At 64.2% G+C, this 20941-nt stretch carries 18 protein-coding genes; 9 read left to right on the top strand and 9 right to left on the bottom strand.

Annotated features, from left to right (window positions below; translation table 11 throughout):
- Positions 1-150: 150 nt before the first annotated feature.
- Positions 151-1098 (bottom strand): LysR family transcriptional regulator, encoded by a 948-nt coding sequence (locus tag HU737_RS18005; RefSeq protein WP_186553798.1) that lies wholly within the window; start codon positions 1096-1098, stop codon positions 151-153.
- A 182-nt stretch (positions 1099-1280) separates the two neighbouring features.
- On the opposite strand from HU737_RS18005, the gene HU737_RS18000 reads away from it, so the two are divergent.
- Genes HU737_RS18000 through HU737_RS17985 form a run of 4 tightly spaced genes read left to right on the top strand, consistent with a single transcriptional unit; the run spans position 1281 to position 6042 of the window.
- The gene (locus HU737_RS18000; RefSeq protein WP_186553799.1) at positions 1281-2807 is read left to right on the top strand and encodes an efflux transporter outer membrane subunit; all 1527 of its coding nucleotides are present in this window, start codon (positions 1281-1283) and stop codon (positions 2805-2807) included.
- On the top strand, positions 2804-4981 hold the full coding sequence (locus tag HU737_RS17995) for an FUSC family protein (protein ID WP_186553800.1): 2178 nt from the start codon (positions 2804-2806) through the stop codon (positions 4979-4981). The genes HU737_RS18000 and HU737_RS17995 overlap by 4 nt, the downstream gene beginning before the upstream one ends.
- Positions 4971-5171, top strand: a complete 201-nt coding sequence (locus tag HU737_RS17990) for a DUF1656 domain-containing protein (RefSeq protein ID WP_186553801.1) — start codon at positions 4971-4973, stop codon at positions 5169-5171. Before HU737_RS17995 ends, HU737_RS17990 begins: the two co-directional genes overlap by 11 nt.
- Positions 5172-5181: 10 nt before the next feature.
- On the top strand, positions 5182-6042 hold the full coding sequence (locus HU737_RS17985) for an efflux RND transporter periplasmic adaptor subunit (RefSeq protein WP_186553802.1): 861 nt from the start codon (positions 5182-5184) through the stop codon (positions 6040-6042).
- A 129-nt stretch (positions 6043-6171) separates the two neighbouring features.
- On the opposite strand, the gene HU737_RS17980 is transcribed toward HU737_RS17985, so the two are convergent.
- Positions 6172-6618, bottom strand: a complete 447-nt coding sequence (locus HU737_RS17980; RefSeq protein WP_186553803.1) for a universal stress protein — start codon at positions 6616-6618, stop codon at positions 6172-6174.
- Positions 6619-6881: 263 nt separating this feature from the next.
- Between HU737_RS17980 and HU737_RS17975 the strand changes: the two genes are divergently transcribed.
- From HU737_RS17975 to HU737_RS17955, 5 genes are all read left to right on the top strand, one after another.
- Complete coding sequence (locus HU737_RS17975; protein WP_186553804.1) at positions 6882-7790, top strand: LysR family transcriptional regulator; 909 nt, start codon at positions 6882-6884, stop codon at positions 7788-7790.
- A 232-nt stretch (positions 7791-8022) separates the two neighbouring features.
- A complete protein-coding gene (locus HU737_RS17970; protein WP_186553805.1) occupies positions 8023-9564 on the top strand; it encodes an MFS transporter in 1542 nt (513 codons plus the stop codon).
- 29 nt (positions 9565-9593) lie between these two features.
- The gene (locus HU737_RS17965; protein WP_186553806.1) at positions 9594-10655 is read left to right on the top strand and encodes an HlyD family secretion protein; all 1062 of its coding nucleotides are present in this window, start codon (positions 9594-9596) and stop codon (positions 10653-10655) included.
- The gene (locus HU737_RS17960; protein ID WP_186553807.1) at positions 10652-12100 is read left to right on the top strand and encodes an efflux transporter outer membrane subunit; all 1449 of its coding nucleotides are present in this window, start codon (positions 10652-10654) and stop codon (positions 12098-12100) included. The genes HU737_RS17965 and HU737_RS17960 overlap by 4 nt, the downstream gene beginning before the upstream one ends.
- Positions 12101-12158: 58 nt before the next feature.
- Positions 12159-12671 carry an SDR family NAD(P)-dependent oxidoreductase gene (locus tag HU737_RS17955; protein WP_186553808.1) on the top strand — a complete coding sequence of 171 codons (513 nt, stop codon included), beginning with the start codon at positions 12159-12161 and terminating at the stop codon, positions 12669-12671.
- Between the two features lie 126 nt (positions 12672-12797).
- Here the strand turns inward: HU737_RS17955 and HU737_RS17950 are convergent, their stop codons facing one another.
- The 7 genes from HU737_RS17950 to HU737_RS17920 form a co-directional block, all read right to left on the bottom strand.
- Positions 12798-13622: an SDR family oxidoreductase gene (locus HU737_RS17950; protein WP_186553809.1), complete on the bottom strand. Its 825-nt coding sequence runs from the start codon at positions 13620-13622 to the stop codon at positions 12798-12800.
- Positions 13623-14094: 472 nt separating this feature from the next.
- The gene (locus HU737_RS17945; protein ID WP_186553810.1) at positions 14095-14559 is read right to left on the bottom strand and encodes a multidrug transporter; all 465 of its coding nucleotides are present in this window, start codon (positions 14557-14559) and stop codon (positions 14095-14097) included.
- Between the two features lie 283 nt (positions 14560-14842).
- Positions 14843-16297: a mannose-1-phosphate guanylyltransferase/mannose-6-phosphate isomerase gene (locus HU737_RS17940; protein WP_186553811.1), complete on the bottom strand. Its 1455-nt coding sequence runs from the start codon at positions 16295-16297 to the stop codon at positions 14843-14845.
- A 33-nt stretch (positions 16298-16330) separates the two neighbouring features.
- Positions 16331-16987 (bottom strand): alginate O-acetyltransferase AlgF, encoded by a 657-nt coding sequence (locus tag HU737_RS17935; RefSeq protein ID WP_186553812.1) that lies wholly within the window; start codon positions 16985-16987, stop codon positions 16331-16333.
- Between the two features lie 17 nt (positions 16988-17004).
- Positions 17005-18162 carry an alginate O-acetyltransferase gene (locus tag HU737_RS17930; RefSeq protein WP_186553813.1) on the bottom strand — a complete coding sequence of 386 codons (1158 nt, stop codon included), beginning with the start codon at positions 18160-18162 and terminating at the stop codon, positions 17005-17007.
- A gap of 13 nt (positions 18163-18175) precedes the next feature.
- Positions 18176-19633 carry an MBOAT family O-acyltransferase gene (locus HU737_RS17925; protein ID WP_186553814.1) on the bottom strand — a complete coding sequence of 486 codons (1458 nt, stop codon included), beginning with the start codon at positions 19631-19633 and terminating at the stop codon, positions 18176-18178.
- A 202-nt stretch (positions 19634-19835) separates the two neighbouring features.
- On the bottom strand, positions 19836-20939 hold the full coding sequence (locus HU737_RS17920) for a mannuronate-specific alginate lyase (protein WP_186553815.1): 1104 nt from the start codon (positions 20937-20939) through the stop codon (positions 19836-19838).
- Positions 20940-20941 lie beyond the last annotated feature (2 nt).

The following is a 20941-nucleotide window of genomic DNA, read 5'->3' as shown; positions in this document are numbered from 1 at the left end:
GTGCCGACCGCATCGCGGGGCAAGCCCGCTCCCACGCAGAGTTTCAGCCGGGTGGGAGCGGGCTTGCCCCGCGATGGGGCCGGCACTGACGATGACGAAGCCAATGATTAGCAACCTACCATTGTCCTTCACCGCCGTGCAGCAGGTTTTTCAATTGGCGACCAGTAACTCGTGGGTTTTCAGGTCCGCCTCATGCGCGGCAAGAATCTCCGGCAACGAGTTACGCAGGTATTCGACCCAGGTCTTGATCTTGGCATCCAGGTACTGGCGCGAGGGATAAATCGCGTACAGGTTCAGCTCCTGCAAGCGGTAATCGGGCATCACCCGCACGATGCTGCCATCGCGCAGGCCATCGATGGCCGAATAGATCGGCAACACGCCCACCCCCATGCCACTGCGGATCGCCGTCTTCATCGCATCGGCGGAGTTGACCTGGAACGGCGAGCTGGTGATGTTGACCATCTCCTGGCCCTCCGGCCCGTCGAACAGCCATTTCTCCAGCGGAATCACCGGGCTGACCATGCGCAGGCACGCGTGCTTGAGCAGGTCGATCGGCTTTTGCGCAATGCCATGCTTGGCGACGTACTCGGGCGAGGCACAGACGATGCTGTAGGTGATCCCCAGGCGCTGCGAGACAAAACCTGAGTCAGGCAGCTCGGTAGCCAGCACGATGGATACGTCGTAACCCTCGTCGAGCAGGTCGGGCACGCGGTTGGCCATGGTCAAATCGAAGGTCACGTCCGGGTGCGACTCGCGGTAGCGGGCGATTGCATCGACGACGAAATGCTGGCCGACGCCGGTCATCGAATGCACCTTCAACTGCCCGGCAGGGCGGGCGTGGGCATCGCTGGCTTCGGCTTCGGCTTCTTCCACGTAGGTAAGGATTTGCTCGCAGCGCATCAGGTAGCGCTTGCCCGCCTCGGTCAAGGCGATGCGCCGGGTGGTGCGGTTGAGCAGCCGAGTTTGCAGATGGGCTTCCAGATTGGAGACCGCCCGCGACACGTTCGCGGTGGTGGTGTCTAGTTGCACTGCGGCAGCGGTGAAGCTGCCGAGCTGGGCCACGCAACTGAAAGCACGCATGTTTTGCAGGGTGTCCATGGGTCACTCTCTAGGTAGAGGCCGAAATTGTGACACGAAGTTACAGATTTGTTCCTTCGACCAAAGCCGGATTATCGCTGTTTTGGTAACAAAGATTCGCAGGATTATGCGCTTATCGCCAGTGCGACGGCCCCCTAGAATTGCCCGGCCTCATCCACTTCTTTCCTCGGGAAATCGCAGCTGTGCCGCGTCGCATCATCAGAGCGCTGAATGCGCTCAGTGCCTGTGCCCTTAGCCTGTCCTTGTCTGGCTGTATCGGAACCTGGGGTATCGCCCCGCAAAGCAAGACGCTGCAAGCCAATACCCTAGCCACCGACCACGCCATCAGCGAGGCCGCCCGCGATGCCCGCTGGCCCGACCAGCAGTGGTGGCGCGCCTATGGCGATGCCCAGCTCGACCGTTGGGTAGCCCTGGCCCTGGCCGGCAGCCCGAGCCTGGCGATGGCCGTAGCGCGAGTGCGCGAAGCCAAGGCTATGGCCGGCGTGGTCGAATCGGCGGAGAAACTCCAGGGTAACGGCCAGGCCAGCCTCAAGCGGCATAACTGGCCAGAGGATCAGTTCTACGGCCCCGGCGCGTTGTCGGGTGCCAACACCTGGGACAACAATGCCGCCCTTGGCCTGAGCTATGCCCTGGACCTGTGGGGGCGCGAGCGCAACGCCAGCGAGCAGGCGCTCGACCTGGCCCACATGAGCGTGGCCGAAGCGCGCCAGGCTCAGCTGGAGCTGGAAAACAACCTGGTCAAGGTCTACATCCAGCTGGCCCTGCACTTTGCCCAGCGCGACATCGTCAAGTCCGAGCTCGAACAGCAGGAGCAGATCCTGGGCCTGGCCAAGCGTCGCCTGGAGGGCGGCATCGGCACTCACTTCGAGGTCAGCCAGGCCGAAGCGCCGCTGCCCGAGACCCATCGCCAGCTCGACGCGCTCAATGAAGAAATCGCCCTGGCGCGTAACCAGCTGGCGGCCCTGGCCGGCAAGGGGCCGGGGGAGGGCGCGCAGCTCCAGCGTCCGAGCCTGACCCTTGGCGCAGCGCTGACCTTGCCTTCGGCATTGCCCGCCGAATTGGTCGGCCAGCGCCCCGACGTGGTCGCCAGCCGCTGGCAGGTCGCGGCGCAGGCGCGGGGTATCGACGTCGCACACGCAGGCTTCTTCCCCAACGTCGACCTGGTCGGCAGCTTGGGCTTCATGGCCACTGGGGGTGGCGCGCTGGAGTTTCTCACCGGGCGCAAGTTCAACTACAACGTCGGCCCGGCCATCAGCTTGCCGATCTTCGATGGTGGCCGCCTGCGCGCGCAGTTGGGTGTGGCCTCGGCGGGGTATGACGTCGCCGTGGCGCGCTACAACCAGACCGTGATCGGCGCGCTGAAGAACATCTCCGATCAATTGATCCGCCGCGAGTCGATGAAAGAGCAGGCGCACTTCGCCCAAGCGTCGGTGGCCGCCGCGCAGAAGACCTACGACATTGCCCTGGTCGCCTTCCAGCGCGGCCTGACCGACTACCTCAACGTGCTCAATGCGCAGACCTTGTTGTTCCGCCAGCAGCAAGTGCAGCAGCAGGTCCAAGCCGCGCGCCTGACCGCCCATGCCGAGCTGGTCACAGCGTTAGGTGGTGGTCTGCAAGCGGGCCAGGATGCACCTGCCGAACAGCGCCAGGCCGCGCCGAAAACCCCAGCCACCCTGGCCATCTTCGACAAGCCGGACCACAGCCAATGAGCACATCGAGCTTGCCCGTGCGCTGGCTGCAAAGCCTGGAGTGGCGCCGGGGCTTCTTCGCCTGGGCGCGTACCGACGGGGTGACTTGGGTCTACATCTTCAAGGTACTGGCCGCAGCCTTCATCACCCTGTGGCTGGCCATGCGCCTGGAACTGCCGCAGCCGCGCACGGCGATGATCACCGTGTTCATCGTCATGCAGCCACAGAGCGGGCATGTGTTCGCCAAGAGCTTCTACCGGGTGCTCGGCACCTTGGCAGGTTCAGCGATGATGGTCGCGCTGATTGCGCTTTTTCCGCAGAACACCGAGCTATTCCTGCCCAGCCTGGCCCTGTGGGTGGGCCTGTGCTCGGCAGGCGCCATGCGCTACCGGACCTTCCGCGCCTACGGCTTCGTGCTCGCTGGCTACACCGCGGCGATGATCGGCCTGCCGGTGCTGGAACACCCTGACCAAGCCTTCATGGCCGCCGTGTGGCGGGTACTGGAGATCTCCTTGGGGATTCTGGTGTCGACCATGGTCAGCGCCGCGATCCTGCCGCAGTCGGCCAGCGCTGCCATGCGCAACGCCCTGTACCAGCGCTTTGGCGTCTTCGCAGGGGTGGTGGTCGAGGCGCTGCGGGGCGACAGCCAGCGTGATCGTTTCGAAACCAGCAACGTGCGCTTCATCGCCGAGGCCGTGGGCCTGGAAAGCCTGCGTAACGTCACCGCCTTCGAAGACCCGCACATGCGTCGGCGCAGCGGTCGCCTGGTGCGCATGAACAGCGAGTTCATGGCCATCACCACCCGCTTCAATGCCCTGCACCGCTTGCTCGAACGCTTGCGCGCACGCGGGCCGTTGCAGATCGTCGGCGCTATCGAGCCGGGGCTTGCAACCCTCGCCGAGTTGCTCGAACCCTACGTCGGCCGGGCCCTGACCGATGCCGATGCACTACGCCTGACCCTGGAGCTGGCCGCCTACAAGGAGGGCCTGCAAGCCCAGGTGCGCACCCTGCGCGCCGAGTACCTGGAGACCAACCCCAGCGAAGCCGACCTGCTCGACTTCCACACCGCCTTCGAGCTGCTGTACCGCTTCGTCGACGAGATGTTCAGCTACGCCGAAACCCACGCCTCGCTGTCTGCGCACAACCACCAGCGCGAGCAGTGGGACGAGCCCTATGTGTCGCAGACCAACTGGCTGGTGTCGCTGGCTGCCGGGGTACGCGCTTCGGCGGTGCTGCTGTTGCTGGGCAGCTACTGGCTGATCAGCGACTGGCCGAGCGGGGCGATGATGACCCTGATCGCCACCGTCACCGTCGGCCTGTCGGCGGCTTCGCCCAACCCCAAGCGCATGTCGTTCCAGATGGCCTGCGGCACGCTGATCGGCGCCTTTATCGGCTTTTTCGAAACCTTCTTCGTCTTCCCCTGGATCGATGGCTTCCCGCTGTTGTGCATGGTCCTGGCGCCGGTATTCGTGCTCGGCGCGTTCCTCTCCTCGCGCCCGGCCTACGCCGGCTACGGGATTGGCTTGCTGGTGTTCTTCGCCATCGGCTCGGTGCCGAACAACCTCACCGTGTACAACCCCTACACCTTCATCAACGACTACATCGGCATGGTCATCGGCATGCTGGTTTGCGCTGCCGCCGGGGCGATCATCCTGCCGCCCAACAGCCGCTGGCTGTGGAGCCGTTTGCAGCGCGACCTGCGTGAGCAGGTGCTGTTCGCCATCGGCGGGCGCCTGCGCGGGCTGAGCTCGGCATTCGAAAGCCGCACTCGCGACTTGCTGCACCAAGCCTATGGCCTGGCCGCTGGCAAGCCGCAGGTGCAGAGCGAACTGATGCGCTGGATGTTCGTGGTGCTGGAAGTCGGCCACGCCATCATCGAGCTGCGCAAGGAGCAGGACCGCGCCCCAGTGCACCCGGCCTATGCCGAGTCGCAGCCCTGGCGCCAGGCGATCCGGGTGATGGGCCGGGCGCTGGCGCGCTTGTTCCTGCAACCCAACGCCAGCAACCACGAGCGCGCGCTGGTCGCGGTGGACCATGCGATCAGTCGCGTGCAAGCCACCGACGAGCCGTTCGCCCGCCACTTCGACACCTCGGTGCTGCGCCGCTCGCAAAGCTACCTGCACTTCATCCGTACTTCCCTGCTCGACCCACAGTCGCCGCTGGCCCCGGCGAAAGGATTGCACCATGCCCCGTGAGATCGCCTTCCATGGCGTGTACATGCCCACCATGACCTTGATGTTCCTGTTCGCCGCAGGCTTGGCCTGGGGCCTGGACCGCTTCATCGCAAGCGTTGACGGCTACCGCTTCTTCTGGCACCCGGCGTTGCTGCGCCTGTGCCTGTTCATCTGCCTTTTCGGCGCCATGGCGCTGTCTGTCTACTGGTGAGAATCCTTCGATGAAAAAGTTCTTCAGCCTGATTGCCACCCTGCTGGTGCTGGTCGCCGCCGTGGCCATCGGCCGCCAGTTGTGGCTGCACTACATGACCACCCCGTGGACCCGCGACGGCCGCGTGCGCGCCGACATCATCAACGTCGCCGCCGACGTCCCGGGCTATGTCACCGACGTGCCGGTGCGCGATAACCAGCGGGTAAAGAAGGGCGATGTGCTGATCCAGATCGACGCCGAGCACTATCAGGTCGCGGTCGATCAGGCCAAGGCCCTGGTCGCTTCGCGCAAGGCCACCTGGGAGATGCGCAAGGTCAACGCCAAGCGCCGCGCCGACATGGACAACCTGGTGATCTCCAAGGAAAACCGCGACGACGCCAGCAACATCGCAAGCTCCGCCCTGGCCGATTACCAGCAGGCCCAGGCGCAATTGGCGGCAGCCGAGCTCAACCTCAAGCGTACGCGCATCGTGGCCACCGTCGACGGTTACGTGACCAACCTGAATATCCATCGTGGCGACTATGCGCGTACCGGCGAGCCGGTGATGGCAGTGGTCGATGAGAACTCGTTCTGGGTGTATGGGTTCTTTGAAGAGACCAAGCTGCCACATGTGAAGGTGGGCGATCAGGCTGAGCTGCAGATGATGAGTGGCGAGCGGATCAAGGGCCATGTGGAGAGCATCGCTCGCGGGATCTATGATCGCGACAACCCGCAGAGCCGCGAATTGATTGCCGATGTGAACCCGACCTTCAACTGGGTGCGCTTGGCCCAGCGAGTGCCGGTGCGGATTCACATCGATGAAGTGCCGGACGGGTTTTTGTTGGCGGCGGGGACTACCTGTACCGTGGTGGTCAAGCCTGGCGAGGGTTGATCCAGCACTGGCAGTGCGCCTTTTGCCGCCATCGCGGGGCAAGCCCGCTCCCACGTAGCCTGGCCCTCGTAGAAGCGAACGGCGTGGGAGCGGGCTTGCCCCGCGATGGCGTCAGTCAATCCACCCAGGTTACGCAGCCCCCACCAACACCGGAACCTGCACCCGATCAATCACCTTGGCGCTAATCGACGGATCCAGCAGCCGGCCCAGCCGCGACAGGTGGCGGTGGCCGATGATGATCAGTTCGCAGTCCAGCGCCTTGGCCTTGTCGACAATGGCCTCGACCGGCTCAGCGGCGATCATGCAGCCCTGCGCATTGAAGCCTGCGTTGCGCAGGGTTGTCAGCGCCTCGGACACGGCCTGCTCGGCCAGTTGCTGTTCTTCGCAGGCGGCGGGGTATTCCTCCAGCTCGCCTGCGCTGAAGGGAAGGGGTTTGTCGTGCACAGCAAAGCTTGAGTCGATGGCCATCAGCACGTGCAGTTGCTGCTCGTCCGGGCGGCAGTAGCGCAGCGCCAGGTTCAGCAGGGCGCTGGCAGCGGGGGAGGCGTCGATGGCGATCAGGACGGGGCGGGGCATGCAGGCTCCTCGGTCTGGGGCAGGTATTGATGCAACAACTGCCGGCCTCATCGCGGGGCAAGCCCGCTCCCACGCAATTTCTCTCACACCGATAACTGCGTGGGAGCGGGCTTGCCCCGCGATGAGGCCGGCAAAGTCTCTACAGCATTCTGAGCCGATCCACCGATCAGGATAAATAGCCCCCCACGCACGGCGCCGTTGCGTCTGGCGCAATCGGCGACCTGTTAACATCGCGCTTCCCCCAGCCGCCACGGACCACGGCCATGCAACTCCCGGACATGAACCTGCTCGTCGCCCTCGACGCCCTGCTCGATGAAGGCAGCGTGGTTGGCGCAGCCCAGCGCATGAACCTGAGCCCGGCAGCCATGAGCCGAACGCTGGGGCGCATCCGCGATGCACTGGGCGATCCGATTCTGGTGCGTGCGGGTCGCGGCCTGGTCCCCACGCCACGCGCCCTGGCCCTGCGCGAGCAGGTCAGCCTGCTGGTCGAGCAGGCCGGGCAGGTGTTTCGCAGCGCCGAAGACGTCGACCTGCTCAACCTGGATCGGGCCTTCAACATCCGCACCAACGACCTGTTCATCGCCCTGTATGGCGCCCAGCTGTTGCGCATGATGCACGAACAGGCACCGCGCACGGTCCTGCGCTTCGTGCCCGAGAGCCCAGGCGGTGATGATGACAGCGTGCTGCGCGACGGGCGCACTGACCTGGTGATCAGCTCAAGCATCGACCTGGCGCCAGAGATCAAGGTGCAGAGCTTGTTCCATACCTTTTATGTTGGCTTGGCGCGCCGCGATCATCCGATCTTCGATGCCGAGATCACCCCGGCGCGCTTTGCCGCTTATCCACAGATCAGCGTGTCGCGGCGCGGCCGGGCCAATGGCCCGATCGATGTCGAGCTGGCCAACTTCAAGGTGCAGCGGCGGGTGGCGCTGATTACCCCAAGTTTTCACTCGGCGCTGTTCTCGCTGCCCGATTCGGACCTGATCCTGCCGATGCCGGCCAATATCCTCAACAGCGTTACCAAGCTCGGGCTGCCGTTGCGTTCGTTCGAGATCCCGGTGCCGTTGGAACGGGTCAATGTGATGCAGGCGTGGCACCCACGTTTTCACAGTGATCCGGCGCACCGCTGGTTGCGCCAGACCTTGAAAGCTTGTTGCAGTGTCGATCCGTGACATCGGCGGTGTCTTCTTCGCGGGCAAGCCCGCTCCCACACTGAGCGCGCCGGACACAAACAGTGAGTACACACCCATCCCTGTGGGAGCGGGCTTGACCGCGAAGAAGGCGACGCGGTTAAAGCGGATTGCGCCTGACGCAACTTAAAACTGCCAATAAGTCAGTTTTCGTAAGCATTCGACCTTCTTAGACTTGCTCCAGCCCCGATTATGTTGCTGGAGATGTCCGTCCATGAGTTCTTTGACCGCGCCTACCGCCGCGCTCGCTACCGCCTCGGCGCCCGCTGCGCCTGCGCAAACGGCGTTCGGCCTGCGGGTGGTGGTCGGCTTGTTTGGCGTACTGCTGGCAGTGCTCTGCGCGGGTCTCAACGAAGCGGTGACGAAGATTTCCCTGGCCGATATCCGCGGCGCCATGGGCATCGGCGCCGACGAGGGCGCCTGGCTGCTGGCGGTGTACGCCGCGGCTTCGGTGTCGGCCATGGCGTTTTCACCCTGGCTGGCCACGACCTTCTCGCTACGCCGCTTCACCCTGACTGCCATCGGCTTGTTCGCTGTGCTCGGCTTGCTGCAACCCTATGCACCCAACCTGCACAGCCTGATGCTGCTGCGCGTCGTGCAAGGCCTGGCCTCAGGCGCCTTGCCGCCAATGCTGATGAGCGTCGCCCTGCGCTTCCTGCCGCCGGGGATCAAGGTCTATGGCCTGGCCTGCTACGCCCTGACTGCCACCTTCGGCCCTAACCTTGGCACGCCGCTGGCGGGGTTGTGGACCGAATATGTCGGCTGGCAGTGGGCGTTCTGGCAGATCATCCTGCCTTCCCTGCTGGCGATGGCCTGCGTCGGCTGGGGCCTGCCGCAAGACCCGCTGCGCCTGGAGCGCTTCAAACAGTTCGACTGGCGCGGGGTGCTGCTCGGTTTACCGGCGCTCAGTTGCATCGTCCTCGGCCTGTCGCTGGGTGACCGCTGGGGCTGGTTCGACTCGCCGCTGATCTGCTGGCTGCTCGGTGGCGGCCTGCTGCTGTTGGTGCTGTTCATGTACAACGAATGGTCCGAGCCGCTGCCGTTCTTTCAACTGCGCATGCTCTCGCGGCGTAACCTCAGTTTCGCCCTGGTGACCTTGGCCGGGGTGCTGATCGTGCTTTCCGGTGTGGGCACAATTCCATCGGCGTACCTGGCGCAGATCCAGGGCTATCGGCCGGCGCAGACCAGCCCATTGATGATGCTGGTGGCCATGCCGCAACTGCTGGCCCTGCCGCTGACTGCTGCGCTGTGTAACATCCGCGCAGTGGATTGCCGTTGGGTGCTGGCGGTTGGCCTGGCGATGCTGGCGCTGTCGTGCGTGGGCAGCAGCCTGCTGACCTCGCAGTGGATTCGCGACAACTTCTACGGTTTCTACTTGCTGCAGGTGTTTGGCCAGCCGATGGCCGTGCTGCCGCTGCTGATGCTTTCCACCAACGGCATGACGCCGCAGGAGGGGCCGTTCGCCTCGTCCTGGTTCAACACCGTCAAGGGCTTGTCTGCGGTGATCGCCACCGGCCTGCTCGATGCCCTTGGGACCCTGCGCCGGCATTTTCATTCCAACCACCTGGTGGACAGCCTGGGTAATGCGCCGCTGATCGATGATCGCGCCGCAGGCCTTGCGCAACGCATCCATCAACAGGCCCTGGTGCTGACCTCGGCCGATCTGTACCTGGTCATGGCGGGCATCGCCGTGGCCCTTATCTGCCTTATTCCTTTCGTGCCCACTCGGGTCTATCCACCGCGTGCGGTGGCCTGAACCCCTGGATGAATTCGAGAACACAGAACATGACCAACAATCGCAAGACTCTCGTCATCGGCTCGGTGCTGGCCGTGGCCGTCCTGGCCGGCCTGATTGGCCCGTGGCTGCTCGGCAGCGACCATCAGCAACGGACCAACGATGCCTACGTGATCGCCGACTACACCGTGGTCGCGCCAAAAGTGGCAGGTTTCATCAAAGAGGTCTTGGTCGAGGACAACCAGCAGGTCAAGGCCGGCCAGTTGCTGGCGACGATCGATGCGCGCGACTATCAGGCCGCCCTCGATGCTGCGCAAGCGCAGTTGCTGGTAGCCAAGGCGCAAAGCGCCGATGCCCGCGCCACGCTCGACCGCCAAGGCTCTCTGATCGCCCAGGCTGAGGCGGCGGTGAAAGCGGCCCAGGCTGAGATGGCCTTCGCCGAGCATGAGGTCAATCGCTACAGCCGTCTGGCCGAGCAGGGCGCCGGTACCGTGCAGAATGCCCAGCAAGCGCGCAGCCGGGTCGATCAGGCCCGTGCGCGCCTGGCCAACACCCAGGCGGCATTGGTCGCCACCCGCAAGCAGGTGGACATTCTCAGTGCCCAGGTCGCCAGTGCCGATGGCCAGCTCAAGCGGGCCGAAGCCGGGGTGGAGAAGGCCGAGCTGGATCTGTCCTATACCCGCATCACTGCCCCCGTCGACGGCATGGTCGGCGAGCGCGCCTTGCGCGTCGGTGCCTACGTCAATCCGGGCGCACGCTTGCTGTCGGTGGTGCCGCTGGAGCAGGCCTACGTCGTGGGCAACTTCCAGGAAACCCAACTGACCCACGTGCAACTCGGGCAGCCGGTGAGCATCAGCGTCGACACCTTCGCTGGCGAAACCCTCAAGGGCCATGTCCAGAGCATCGCCCCAGCCACGGGCGTGACCTTCGCTGCGGTCAAACCGGATAACGCCACCGGCAACTTCACCAAGGTGGTCCAGCGCATCCCGGTGAAGATCGTCTTCGATGACGGCCAGCCACTGTTGCAGCGCCTGCGCGTGGGGATGTCGGTGGTAGCCACCATCGACACCCAAGGCGACACCCTCGCAGGCAAAGAGGTGACTGCCCGATGAAACCGCTATTGCCCTTGAGCCCCTTGCTGCTTGCCGTACTGCTGGCAGGCTGCACCCTCGGGCCGGACTTCCAGCGCCCTGACAGCCAAGCGCCGCAGGACTGGGCGGCGCTACAAGGCCCGGCTGCGGCTAGCCAGCCGGTGGCCGAACCGCTGGAGCTGCGCTGGTGGGACAGCTTTCACGATGCCCAGCTCAGCGCCCTGATCCAGCGCGTCGCCGAGCGCAACCTCGACTTGCAGATGGCCAGCGCCCGCCTGCTGCAAAGCCGCGCCCTGCGTAGCAGCGTGGCGGCCGAGCAGGCGCCGTCGGTGGATGCCAATGCCGGTTACAGTCGTGCCCGCAATAGCGCCGAAGGCCTCAACGACCCGTCCGGTAAGGCCGGCAAGTCGGCGTTCAACCTGTGGCAGGGCGACTTGGTCGCAGGCTGGGAGCTGGACCTGTGGGGCCGGGTACGGCGGCAGGTGGAAGCCGCCGATGCGACAGTGGCCGTGGCCGAGAATGATCGGCGCGGGGTGCTGCTGGCGTTGCTGTCGGAAACTGCCGGTAACTACATTCAGCTGCGCGCCGTACAGCACACCCTGGAGGTCACCCAGGACAACCTCAAGGTCGCCCAGCACAGCCTAGAGCTGTCCCAGGATCGCCAGGCGCAAGGCGTTGCCACCCGTTTGGATGTGGCCCAGGCCGGGGCCCAGGTGGCCTCGATCGAAGCGCGCCTGCCAACGCTGGAGGCGCGCCGCGATGACCTGATCAACGCCCTGAGCCTGCTCGCCGCCGAGCCACCGCGCAGCTTGCAGAGCGAGCTGCTGAAGACCGGCGAGCTGCCGGCGCCGCAGGAGAAATTCGCCATTGGCGTGCCATCTGAGCTGGCTGAGCGCCGCCCGGATATCCGCCAGGCCGAAGCGCGCTTGCATGCTGCCACCGCCAGCATCGGCGTGGCCAAGGCCGATTTCTACCCCAGTATTCGCTTGTCCGGCAGCATGGGTTTCCAGGCCATGCAGCTGTCTGATTTTGGCGCGTGGGACTCACGCCGGTTTGCCTTTGGCCCGCAGTTGTCGCTGCCGATTTTCGAAGGTGGCAGGCTGACCGGAACTTTGCAATTGCGCGAGGCCCAGCAACAGGAAGCGGCGCTGAACTACCGCAAGGTGGTGCTGGCTGCCTGGCATGAGATCGACGATGTGTTGCGCTTGTATAACGCCAGTCAGCTGCGCCGCGATCATTTGGCCGAGGCGGTGCGGGAGAACCGGATTGCCTTGCAAACCGCTCAGCGCCAGTACGTCGAAGGGGCGGTGGACTTTCTCAATGTGCTGAGCGTGCAGTCGGCGTTGTTGGCCAGTGAAGAGCAGTGGATCGACAGCTCGGCGGCGGTTTCGCAGGCCATGGTGGGTTTGTACAAGGCGTTGGGTGGGGGGTGGCAGGCGTTTGACCAAGAGCCGCCTAGGGTGTGAAGCGGGGCCGCTTTGCGGCTGCAAAGCAAGCCCCAACCAACTAACGAGGAGGCCGCAGATGCATCTTCCCCTGAACGGCAAGCGCGCCATCGTCACTGCCTCCACCACCGGCCTGGGTTTGGCGATCGTGATCGGCTTGGTCCAGGCCGGCGCCGAAGTGGTGCTTAACGGCCGCAGTCAGGCCCACGTCGATGAAGCGTTCAGGCAGGTGCGCGAGGCACTTCCCGCCGCTCGCCTCATCGGCGTCGCTGCCGACCTGAGCACTGACCAGGGCATCCAGACGCTGATCGAGCGCGTGCCGCACACTGACATCCTGGTCAACGGCTTAGCCGTGGCCCAAGTCTGCGCTACCAGCCTGGCACGCCATTACGCCCAGGGTATGGTGGCGCGTAACTGGGGGCGGCTGGTGTTTCTGTGCGCTAAGCGCGAGCTGAAGACTCTAGTGCGCGGGATGGGCGAGACCTTGGCCAGCACTGGGGTGAGGGTTGATGCGGTTGTGCCTGGGGTGGCGGAGCAGGTGGCGACCAGGGTGGTTGATCTGGCTGCGGTTGGCGTCCAGCCCTTGTGCTGACTGTGCCGGCCTCTTCGCGGGTAAGCCCGCTCCCACAGGTACAGCGTCGGTCTCAGGCTCTACACACCTGGCTCAAACGACTCGGGCCCTGTGGGAGCGGGCTTGCCCGCGAAGCGGTCACCACAGTCAAAGCGGTCGCAACAACCCAAAGCGCTTGCGCAGCACCTTGTCGAGCAACCGCTGCGGCAGCAAGCGCGCCAGCAGCGGTAGCGCGGTGCTGCCATTGCCCAGGCGCACCAGCGCCGGCGTCGGCGACTTCTGTGTTGCCGCCAATAATCCCTGAGCGAACTGCGCGGCCGGTGTGGGTTTGTCCTGCGAAGCGCGCGCGCGTGCCTGGATATGTTCGCGCAGCGGCCACCACGGTGAATCAGCCGCCAATACCTGCTCGGCCTGCTGCTGGGCATTGCTGGCAAACTGCGAAGCAATCGCCCCAGGCTGGACCTCCATCACCCGGATGCCGAACGGCGCCAGCTCCAGGCGCAGGGCATCACTGAGTGCATGCACGGCGGCTTTCGAGGCGCAGTAGGCGCCGGCAAACGGCGTCACCAACACCCCGGAAACACTGCCGATATTCACCACCAGGCCGCGGTTGCGACGTAGCAGCGGGAACAGCGCGCGGGTCACGCCGACCACGGCGAATACGTTGGTCTCGAACTGCTGACGCAGCGCCTCGACCCCGCCATCGAGCAGCGGCCCCATGGCGCCGTAGCCCGCGTTGTTGATCAGGATATCCAGGCCGCCATGGCGCTGTTCGAGCTCGCCGGCCAACTGCGTCAGGCCGTGGGCATCATTGACATCCAGCTGTCGTGCGCAGAAACCAGCCGCGCTCAGTTGCTGCACATCCTCGAGCTTGCGGGCCGTGGCCCAGACTTCGTGACCAGTATCGCGGAAGGCGTTGGCCAGGGCGCGGCCGATGCCGCTGGAGCAGCCGGTGATGAGAACTGTGGGCATGGCGGGGTCTGCGCAAAAGGGATGAAGGTTCGATCATAGCGCAGCCGGGGCGATGCAGCCTTGCCAATGCCTGACGCAACGGTGCCGCGCGGCCAACGCGCACCACCTGTGCTGAGCCTCTGACCGGCAGCAGGATCTGCGAGGGGATGTAGCGCAGGTCGAGGTCCTTGAACACGGCGGTTAGCCAGCCCTCCCAGGCGGGATCTTCGAACTGGTCGAGGTTCAAGTCGTAAAAGGTGATGCCCCGCAGGCGGCGCGCCAGGCGTTTATAGACCGGCCGCAGGCTGTTGCACGGCGGGCAACTGTGCGAGCCGACGAAGATCACGCTGCGCCGCTCGCGGCGTTCGGCATCGAGCAGGTCGTCCAGGGCATCGGGGTCGCAGAGGGGATGCAGGTGCACGACAACGTCCTCCTGACAAGGCAATGCGCCTATTCAATGCCAGGTGGTGCCGCGGCGAAACTGACAAAAATGCTAGTTGGCAAACGAGCCTTGCAGGTGTTCTGGACGAAACTCCAGGGTCTGCGGGCGATAGCCTGAACGCAGCGGCGGCAAGGGCAGGCAGTCGCTCCACTCGGCGCCAGGTTGCAATTCGCCGGGGCCGCGGTAGCGCGGTGCGCTGTAGGTGCTTTCAGCGAGGTTGACGGTGTCGCCCGGCGCATAGGCGCCGACTCGCCAGCGTAGTTCGGTGAGGGGGGCCTTGTTGCCGTTTTTCATGGTCACGCGCAGGGCGCGGTCGGCAGGACACTGATCAGGAGCGTAGGTCAGGCGCAATTCCAGGCGGGCCAGCTGCGAAGATTCGCGGCTGTCTTGCCAGACTACCCACAGCGCAACCAGCCCCAGGCCCAATACGGCGGCCAGGGAGATCGGCAGGGCCTTGGCCGGATAGCGCAGGAGCAGGACCAGCCAGGTGAGGATGAGCAGAGCGCCGATGATCATTGTGCAGGACATGCCTTGGTTGGGCGGGTTTGACCATCGTAGCTGTAAAAGGGGTTCACCTCAAAAAGCAACGTTGGCGCACGCAAGGATGGCTGCGTGGACCTGTTGGTTGATGGACCTGTTGGTTGATGGAACTAATAGGCGGGGGGGCGTGGGAGCGGGCTTGCCCCGCGATAGCGATCTGACAGAGTGATTGCGTTGTCTGCCATGACGCTATCGCGGGGCAAGCCCGCTCCCACGTGGTCACCACGTAGTCAATGTCCCCAGGTGTTCAGGGAATCGCTTACTGGGCGATGGTCTTCACCGAAACCCCACGCTCCATCGGCGTGGACGTGCGCCCGTAGACGTCTTCGAAGCGCTCGATATCATCCTCGCCCAAGTAGCTGCCGGACTGCACTTCGATGATCTCCAGGGGGATCTTGCCGGGGTTGCGCAGGCGGTGGATCGAGGCGATCGGGATGTAGGTCGACTGGTTCTCGGTGAGCAGGAACACGTTCTCGTCACAGGTCACCTCCGCCGTGCCCGAGACCACGATCCAGTGCTCGGCGCGGTGGTGGTGCATCTGCAGCGACAGGCTGGCACCGGGCTTGACCGTGATGTGCTTGACCTGGAAGCGTCCACCCATGTCGACCGAGTCGTACGAGCCCCACGGGCGGTACACCTCAAGGTGGTTCTGGGTCTCGCTGCGGCCCTGCTTGTCGAGTGTGTTGACCATCTGCTTGACGCCTTGGACCTTGTCCTTGTGGGCGATCATCATGGCGTCCTTGGTCTCGACCACGACGATGTTCTCAAGACCGATCACCGACACCAGCTTGCCGTTGCCGTGGATCATGCAATTGCGGCTGTCCTGCACCACCACATCGCCTTTGGTGACGTTGCCGTTGTCGTCTTTCTCGTGCACGTCCCACAGCGACGACCAGCAGCCGACATCGCTCCAGCCGGCCGACAGCGGCACCACGCAGGCGCGCTGGGTCTTTTCCATCACCGCGTAGTCGATGGAGTTGTCCGGGCAGCAGGCGAAGGTGGCTTCGTCGATGCTGAGGGTGTCGCCTTGTTCATCGCTGCGCTCCAGGGCCAGCAGGCAGGTGTCGTAGATGTCCGGATCGTGCTTTTTCAGCTCTTCGAGGAAGCGGCTGGCGCGGAACAGGAACATGCCGCTGTTCCAGAAGTAGCCGCCGGCGCGGACGAACTCGGTGGCGCGTTTTTCGTCAGGTTTTTCGACGAACTGGGCAACCCGGGCCACGCCTTCGGGCAGCAGCGCGTCCTGGCTGGAGCGGATGTAGCCATAGCCGGTTTCCGGTTTGGTCGCCGGCACGCCGAACAGCACCATTTCGCCGCGCTCGGCCGCCACGGTGGCCAGGGCCAGGGCGCGTTGCAGGGCTTTTTGGTCATCGATCACATGGTCGGCCGGCAGCACCAGCATCAGCTCATCGCAACCTTCGTTGACCAGCTTCATCGCGGTCATCGCCACCGCTGGCGCGGTGTTACGGCCGAACGGCTCCATCAGGATCGCCTGGGTCTCAAGGTTCAGCGCGCTCAGTTGCTCCTGAACGATGAACTTGTGGTCTTTGTTGCAGACCACGATCGGCGCCTGCATGCCTTCGAACACCAAGCGCTCGAGGGTCTGCTGGAACAGGGTGTGCTCACCGGTCAGGGCGAGGAACTGCTTGGGGAACTGCTTGCGCGACAGAGGCCACAGACGCGAACCGCTACCACCAGAAAGAATTACCGGAATCATGATGTTTCTCCAAAGGTCGATAGAGGCAGGGGATCAGTTAGTGGACACAGGGCGGGTTACCCACACCGGCGACAGGCTGTTGCCGGAGCCAGTGACGTACAGCACGGCAGCTTCGCCGCGTTCCAGGGCGACGGGTTTGACGTCGCCGACTTTCTTGTCTCCTTGGTACAGGGCCAGGTTGACCTTGACCGGGTTGATCTCACGCTCACCACGGCCGTTGGCGGCCACCGGCTTGACCACTTCGGTCTTGCCGTCGGCGGTCTTCAGGGTCAGTTGCTGGTCGGTCAGGTTCTGCACGCGGACCAGGGCTTTTTGCTTGTTCTTGAACGGTGGCTCTTCGATCAACTGCGGGTTGCCGCCGCTGTTGTTGACCAGGGTGTAGTACTTGTCCGAGGCGAGCTTGACCGGCACCGATTTGCCCGCGACCTGGGCGGTGTAGTCGCCGCCTGGGAGGAAGCTGAAGTCGCTGCTGGCTTGCGCGCCAACCTGCTTGATCTGGGTGTTGCCGACACTGGCGGCGGTCGGTGCGCTGCTGGCGTTGTACAGGCGCACGAAGGTCGAACCTTTAGGCGCGCTAGGGCCGTACAGGGCCGCGTCAGCGCCGGCGAAGGCTTGTACCGAGGCCAGCGCGGAAAGGGACAGGCCGGCTGCGAGGGTGAGGGCTTTGGCAAAAGATGGCTTATGGGTCATGTGCGTGTTCCTCTCTATCAGTGGTTCGCCCGGTTGGACGACAGGGCCAGGTTTTCTTCAGATTTACGGGTGTTTTTCAGCTGCGCGATCCACTGCGGATCGAACGCGCTGAGGTCGTTTTTCATTGGCAGATAACGTTCGGGGAATTCCCACACCACCACCTGTGGCGCGGCATTCTTGAAGGCATCGCTTTGCAGGTACTTGAGCATCGGTAGCAATGGCCCGTGGCCGTCTTCGGCGTAGTTGGCGACATCGCTGCGCAGCGCTTGCTGCAGGGCGCCGAGGAAGTTCCAGTGCGGGTTGGCGCTGTAGCTGGTGCCGACCAGGGCCACCGGGATCTGGCTGTCGGCAAACAGCGCATCGCCGGTCTCGCCTTGGGCCTCGACCGCGTGGGTGCTGCGTTGCTGCAGGTTGTCCGGAGCGGGCAGCAGGTTGCTGAACAGCGGGTCGAGTGGCAGGAAGTTGGTCAGGTCGCCCTTGTATGGCTTGGTCTCGCCCGCTTGGGTGATGAACGCCTGTGGGTCGCCGCTGAGCAGGCTCTGGCGGGCCACCGCTTCGGCCACCGCCTGGGCGGCGACTTCGGCGCCCATTGGCGTCCAGTGAGTGTCGGTACGCAGGAACACCTGGCCACGCGCTTTGGCTTGCTCCATTGGCGCTTGCAGGTCAGGGGCGAATACGTTGGCCTGACGCGCCTGGGCATGGAACTGGTTGTACAGGTCGCCATGCAGGCTAGCCGGCAGCTCCTGGCCGAGGTATTCGGAGTAGATCCGCGCCTTGGCTGGGACGATCGCCAACACCAGTTGCGTGCCTTGGCGTTGCAAGGTGTCGCGCACGCCGCGGATCAGCGCCAGGTTTTCCTGCATCAGTTGCTCGGCGCCAGCAGTGGGCTTGAACTCTTCGTCGCTGAACAGCCACTGCTCGCGCCCCAGCACCACGCCGGGGCGGCCTTCGTTGAATAGCTTGAAATCCAGTGCCGCCCAGAGGTTGGTACTGATGCGCTTGATCGGGAACTGATCGTCGTAATGGGTCTCGGCGGCCTTGGCCAGCTTGCCGTTGAGCAGGGTCATCTGCTCGGTGCGCTGGAACGTCGAGGCGCCGCTGAGCGACCACACGCCCAAGCCTGTGAGCAGGCCGAGGAAGGTCAGGGAGTAGGTGATGCGAAGTGTCCGGGTCATGGTCGTCCGTGCCTCAGAACTGGAAGTAGAGGAATGGCGAGTAGCTCTGCGCGGAGAGCTTGAGCACCGAGGCGACGAACAGCAGCAGCACCAGCACACGGGCCATCACCCGGGTCCAGTCCAGGCCGATCGAGCCGTCGGCGTTGATCTGCACCGGGGTTGCCTTGGCGGTTGGCTTGGCATTGCGGTAGAAGTCGCGCAGGCCGAAGAACGCCAGGCTCGCGTAGGCGATGAACATGGTCGCCACTTGCAGGCCGGTGAGATTGGCGCGGTTGAGTTCCGACAGCTGCCATTCACCGAAGCTGAACATGGCACCGTACATACGCCCGGCGACGTGCAGGTTCTCGGCGCGGAAGATCACCCAGCCGACCACTACCAGCAGGAAGGTGAAGGCCCATTTGACCGGGTTGAAGCGCTGCGGGTTGGTATCCAGGCCCAGGGCGCGTTCGATCGCCAGCCACATGCCGTGCCAGGCACCCCAGATGATGTAGGTGAAGTTGGCGCCATGCCACAGACCACCGAGCAGCATGGTCAGGAACAGGTTGCGGTAGGTGTTGAAGGTGCCTTTGCGGTTGCCGCCCAGGGTGATGTACAGGTAGTCGCGCAGCCAGGTCGACAGGCTGATGTGCCAGCGCCGCCAGAACTCGGTGATCGACTGGCTGATGTACGGCTGCTTGAAGTTCTCCATGAAACGGAAGCCCATCATCAAGCCCAGGCCGATGGCCATGTCGCTGTAGCCGGAGAAGTCGAAGTACAGCTGCGCGGTGTAGGCCAGGGCGCCCAGCCAAGCATCGCCGGTGGTGGGGTTTTCCAGGGCGAAGCAGTGGTCGGCGACCACCGCCAGGGTGTCGGCGATGAACACTTTCTTGATGAAGCCCTGCATGAAGCGGGTGCAGCCTTCGGAGAACTTGTCCAGGGTGTGGGTGCGGTTGTTGAACTGGTCGACCAGGTCCTTGAAGCGCAGCACGGGGCCGGCGATCAGGTGTGGGAAGATCGCCACGAACGCGGCGAAGTCGATCAGGTTGCGGGTGGCCGGGGTGTCGCCGCGGTACACGTCGATGATGTAGCTGATCGACTCGAAGATGTAGAACGAGATACCGATCGGCAGCAGCACGTGGGTGATGATGAACGGTTCAAGGCCGAACGAGGTGATGATCGCGTTGAGGCTGTCGACGCCAAAGTTGGCGTACTTGAAGTAGCCAAGGATCGCCAGGTCGACACCGACGCCGAGCAGCAGCCAGCGCTGGGCCGGCTTGGTGCGCACGCCAGCGGCGCCGACTTTCAGGCCGATCCAGTAGTTCCACAGGGTGACCCCGGCGAACAGCGCGAGGAAGTCGACCCGCCACCAGGCGTAGAAGATGTAGCTGGCAACCAGCAGCAGCAGGTTGCGATAGCGTTGCCCGCTCAAGTAGTACAGGCCGAGGAAGATCGGCAAGAACAGGAACAGGAACACGTTTGACGAGAAGACCATCCCGGTTCTCCTTATTGTTCACAGCATCCGGGGCAGCAGCCCCCCAAACCCCCCACGAAAAGTGCAGGGTCACCTGATGTAAGAGCACTGTGCGTGGGAGCGGGCTTGCCCCGCGATAGCGTCAATGGCGACAACACCGCTGCGCCTGCCGACGCTATCGCGGGGCAAGCCCGCTCCCACGCAGTTCACTTTCACATGTGTGTTACTTCTTGCTTTCTGCGCTCGGGTCGTAGACCCGGGTCAGGTTGCCGCCGAGGCGGAAACTGTCGAACGGCTGCATGCCCCGTTTGCGCTGCAAGGTGTCGCCGTTGCAGGCGTAGAGGCTGCAATAGGGTTCGAGCCAGGAGTACTTGCTGTCGACCTTGAGGTCTTTCATGTCCTGCTTCTCCCCATTGCGGCGCTTGAACGCACTCGGGTCCTTGGCACCGGCCAAGACTTTCTGGCCCAGGCGCTGCAAGGCGTTGTTGTTCTCACCGCGCAGGTCGACACCATTGACCTGGGCGAAACTGGCGATCATCGCCAGTGGCGGCAGGGCGTAGTTGTGATAGGCCAGCGCGCGCTGCTTGCGCTTGAGCTCGTTGGGCAAGAAGCCCTGCTCATCGATCTGGTTGGCGCCGACCTTGTATTCCTTCACCGCCCAGTCGAACAGGTCGCGGCGGTCAGTTGCCACGGCGGTGGCCATGACCGACCAGGCCGCCCAGTAGCTGTGGTTGTTGATCTTCTCCAGCGGCAGGTCGCTCCAGTCGCGCACGGTCTGTTCGGCGAGGCGGGCGAACCACTTCTCGATCAGTTCGGCCTCGGCCTGGTGCGCGGCCAGTGGCTGGGAGTTGGAGAACTTAAGACGCAACCACGAACCACTCATGCTGCCCAGCGCCCATTTGCGCATGGACTTGCCGGTGTGGTTGTAGTCGGTCGACATCAAGGCATCGGCGCGCGCCCACGTGCCGAGCCAGCTCAGTGCACAATCGAGCTGGGCCGGGCGGCCGTCACGCATGTACTGACCGACCATCTTGCTGATGCCGCGCTCCAGCGTGGTGATGTCCTGGGTGGAACTGCGGAAGGCTTTTTCCGACGCCAGGTTGAGCGTCGCCCGGGCCTTGTCCGAGCCTTCGTACTTGCTGCGAAATTGCAGCGCACCGGTGTAGGGCTTGGGCGCCGCTTCACACTGGAACTTGCCGTCGGTGGTCTTGATCTGCTCGATCCCGGCGTAGTAACCCTGGGGCGGCACCAACGCGGCATGCGCGGCACTGCCAAACAGCGCCAGGGCGAGCAGGGCGGGGGCGGTGATGGTGCGAGTGTTGGTCATGG

Source organism: Pseudomonas urmiensis, from assembly GCF_014268815.2.
Classification (GTDB): domain Bacteria; phylum Pseudomonadota; class Gammaproteobacteria; order Pseudomonadales; family Pseudomonadaceae; genus Aquipseudomonas; species Aquipseudomonas urmiensis.
Note: the sequence above shows the minus strand (reverse complement) of the source record. Positions and strands in the feature narration are given on the sequence as shown.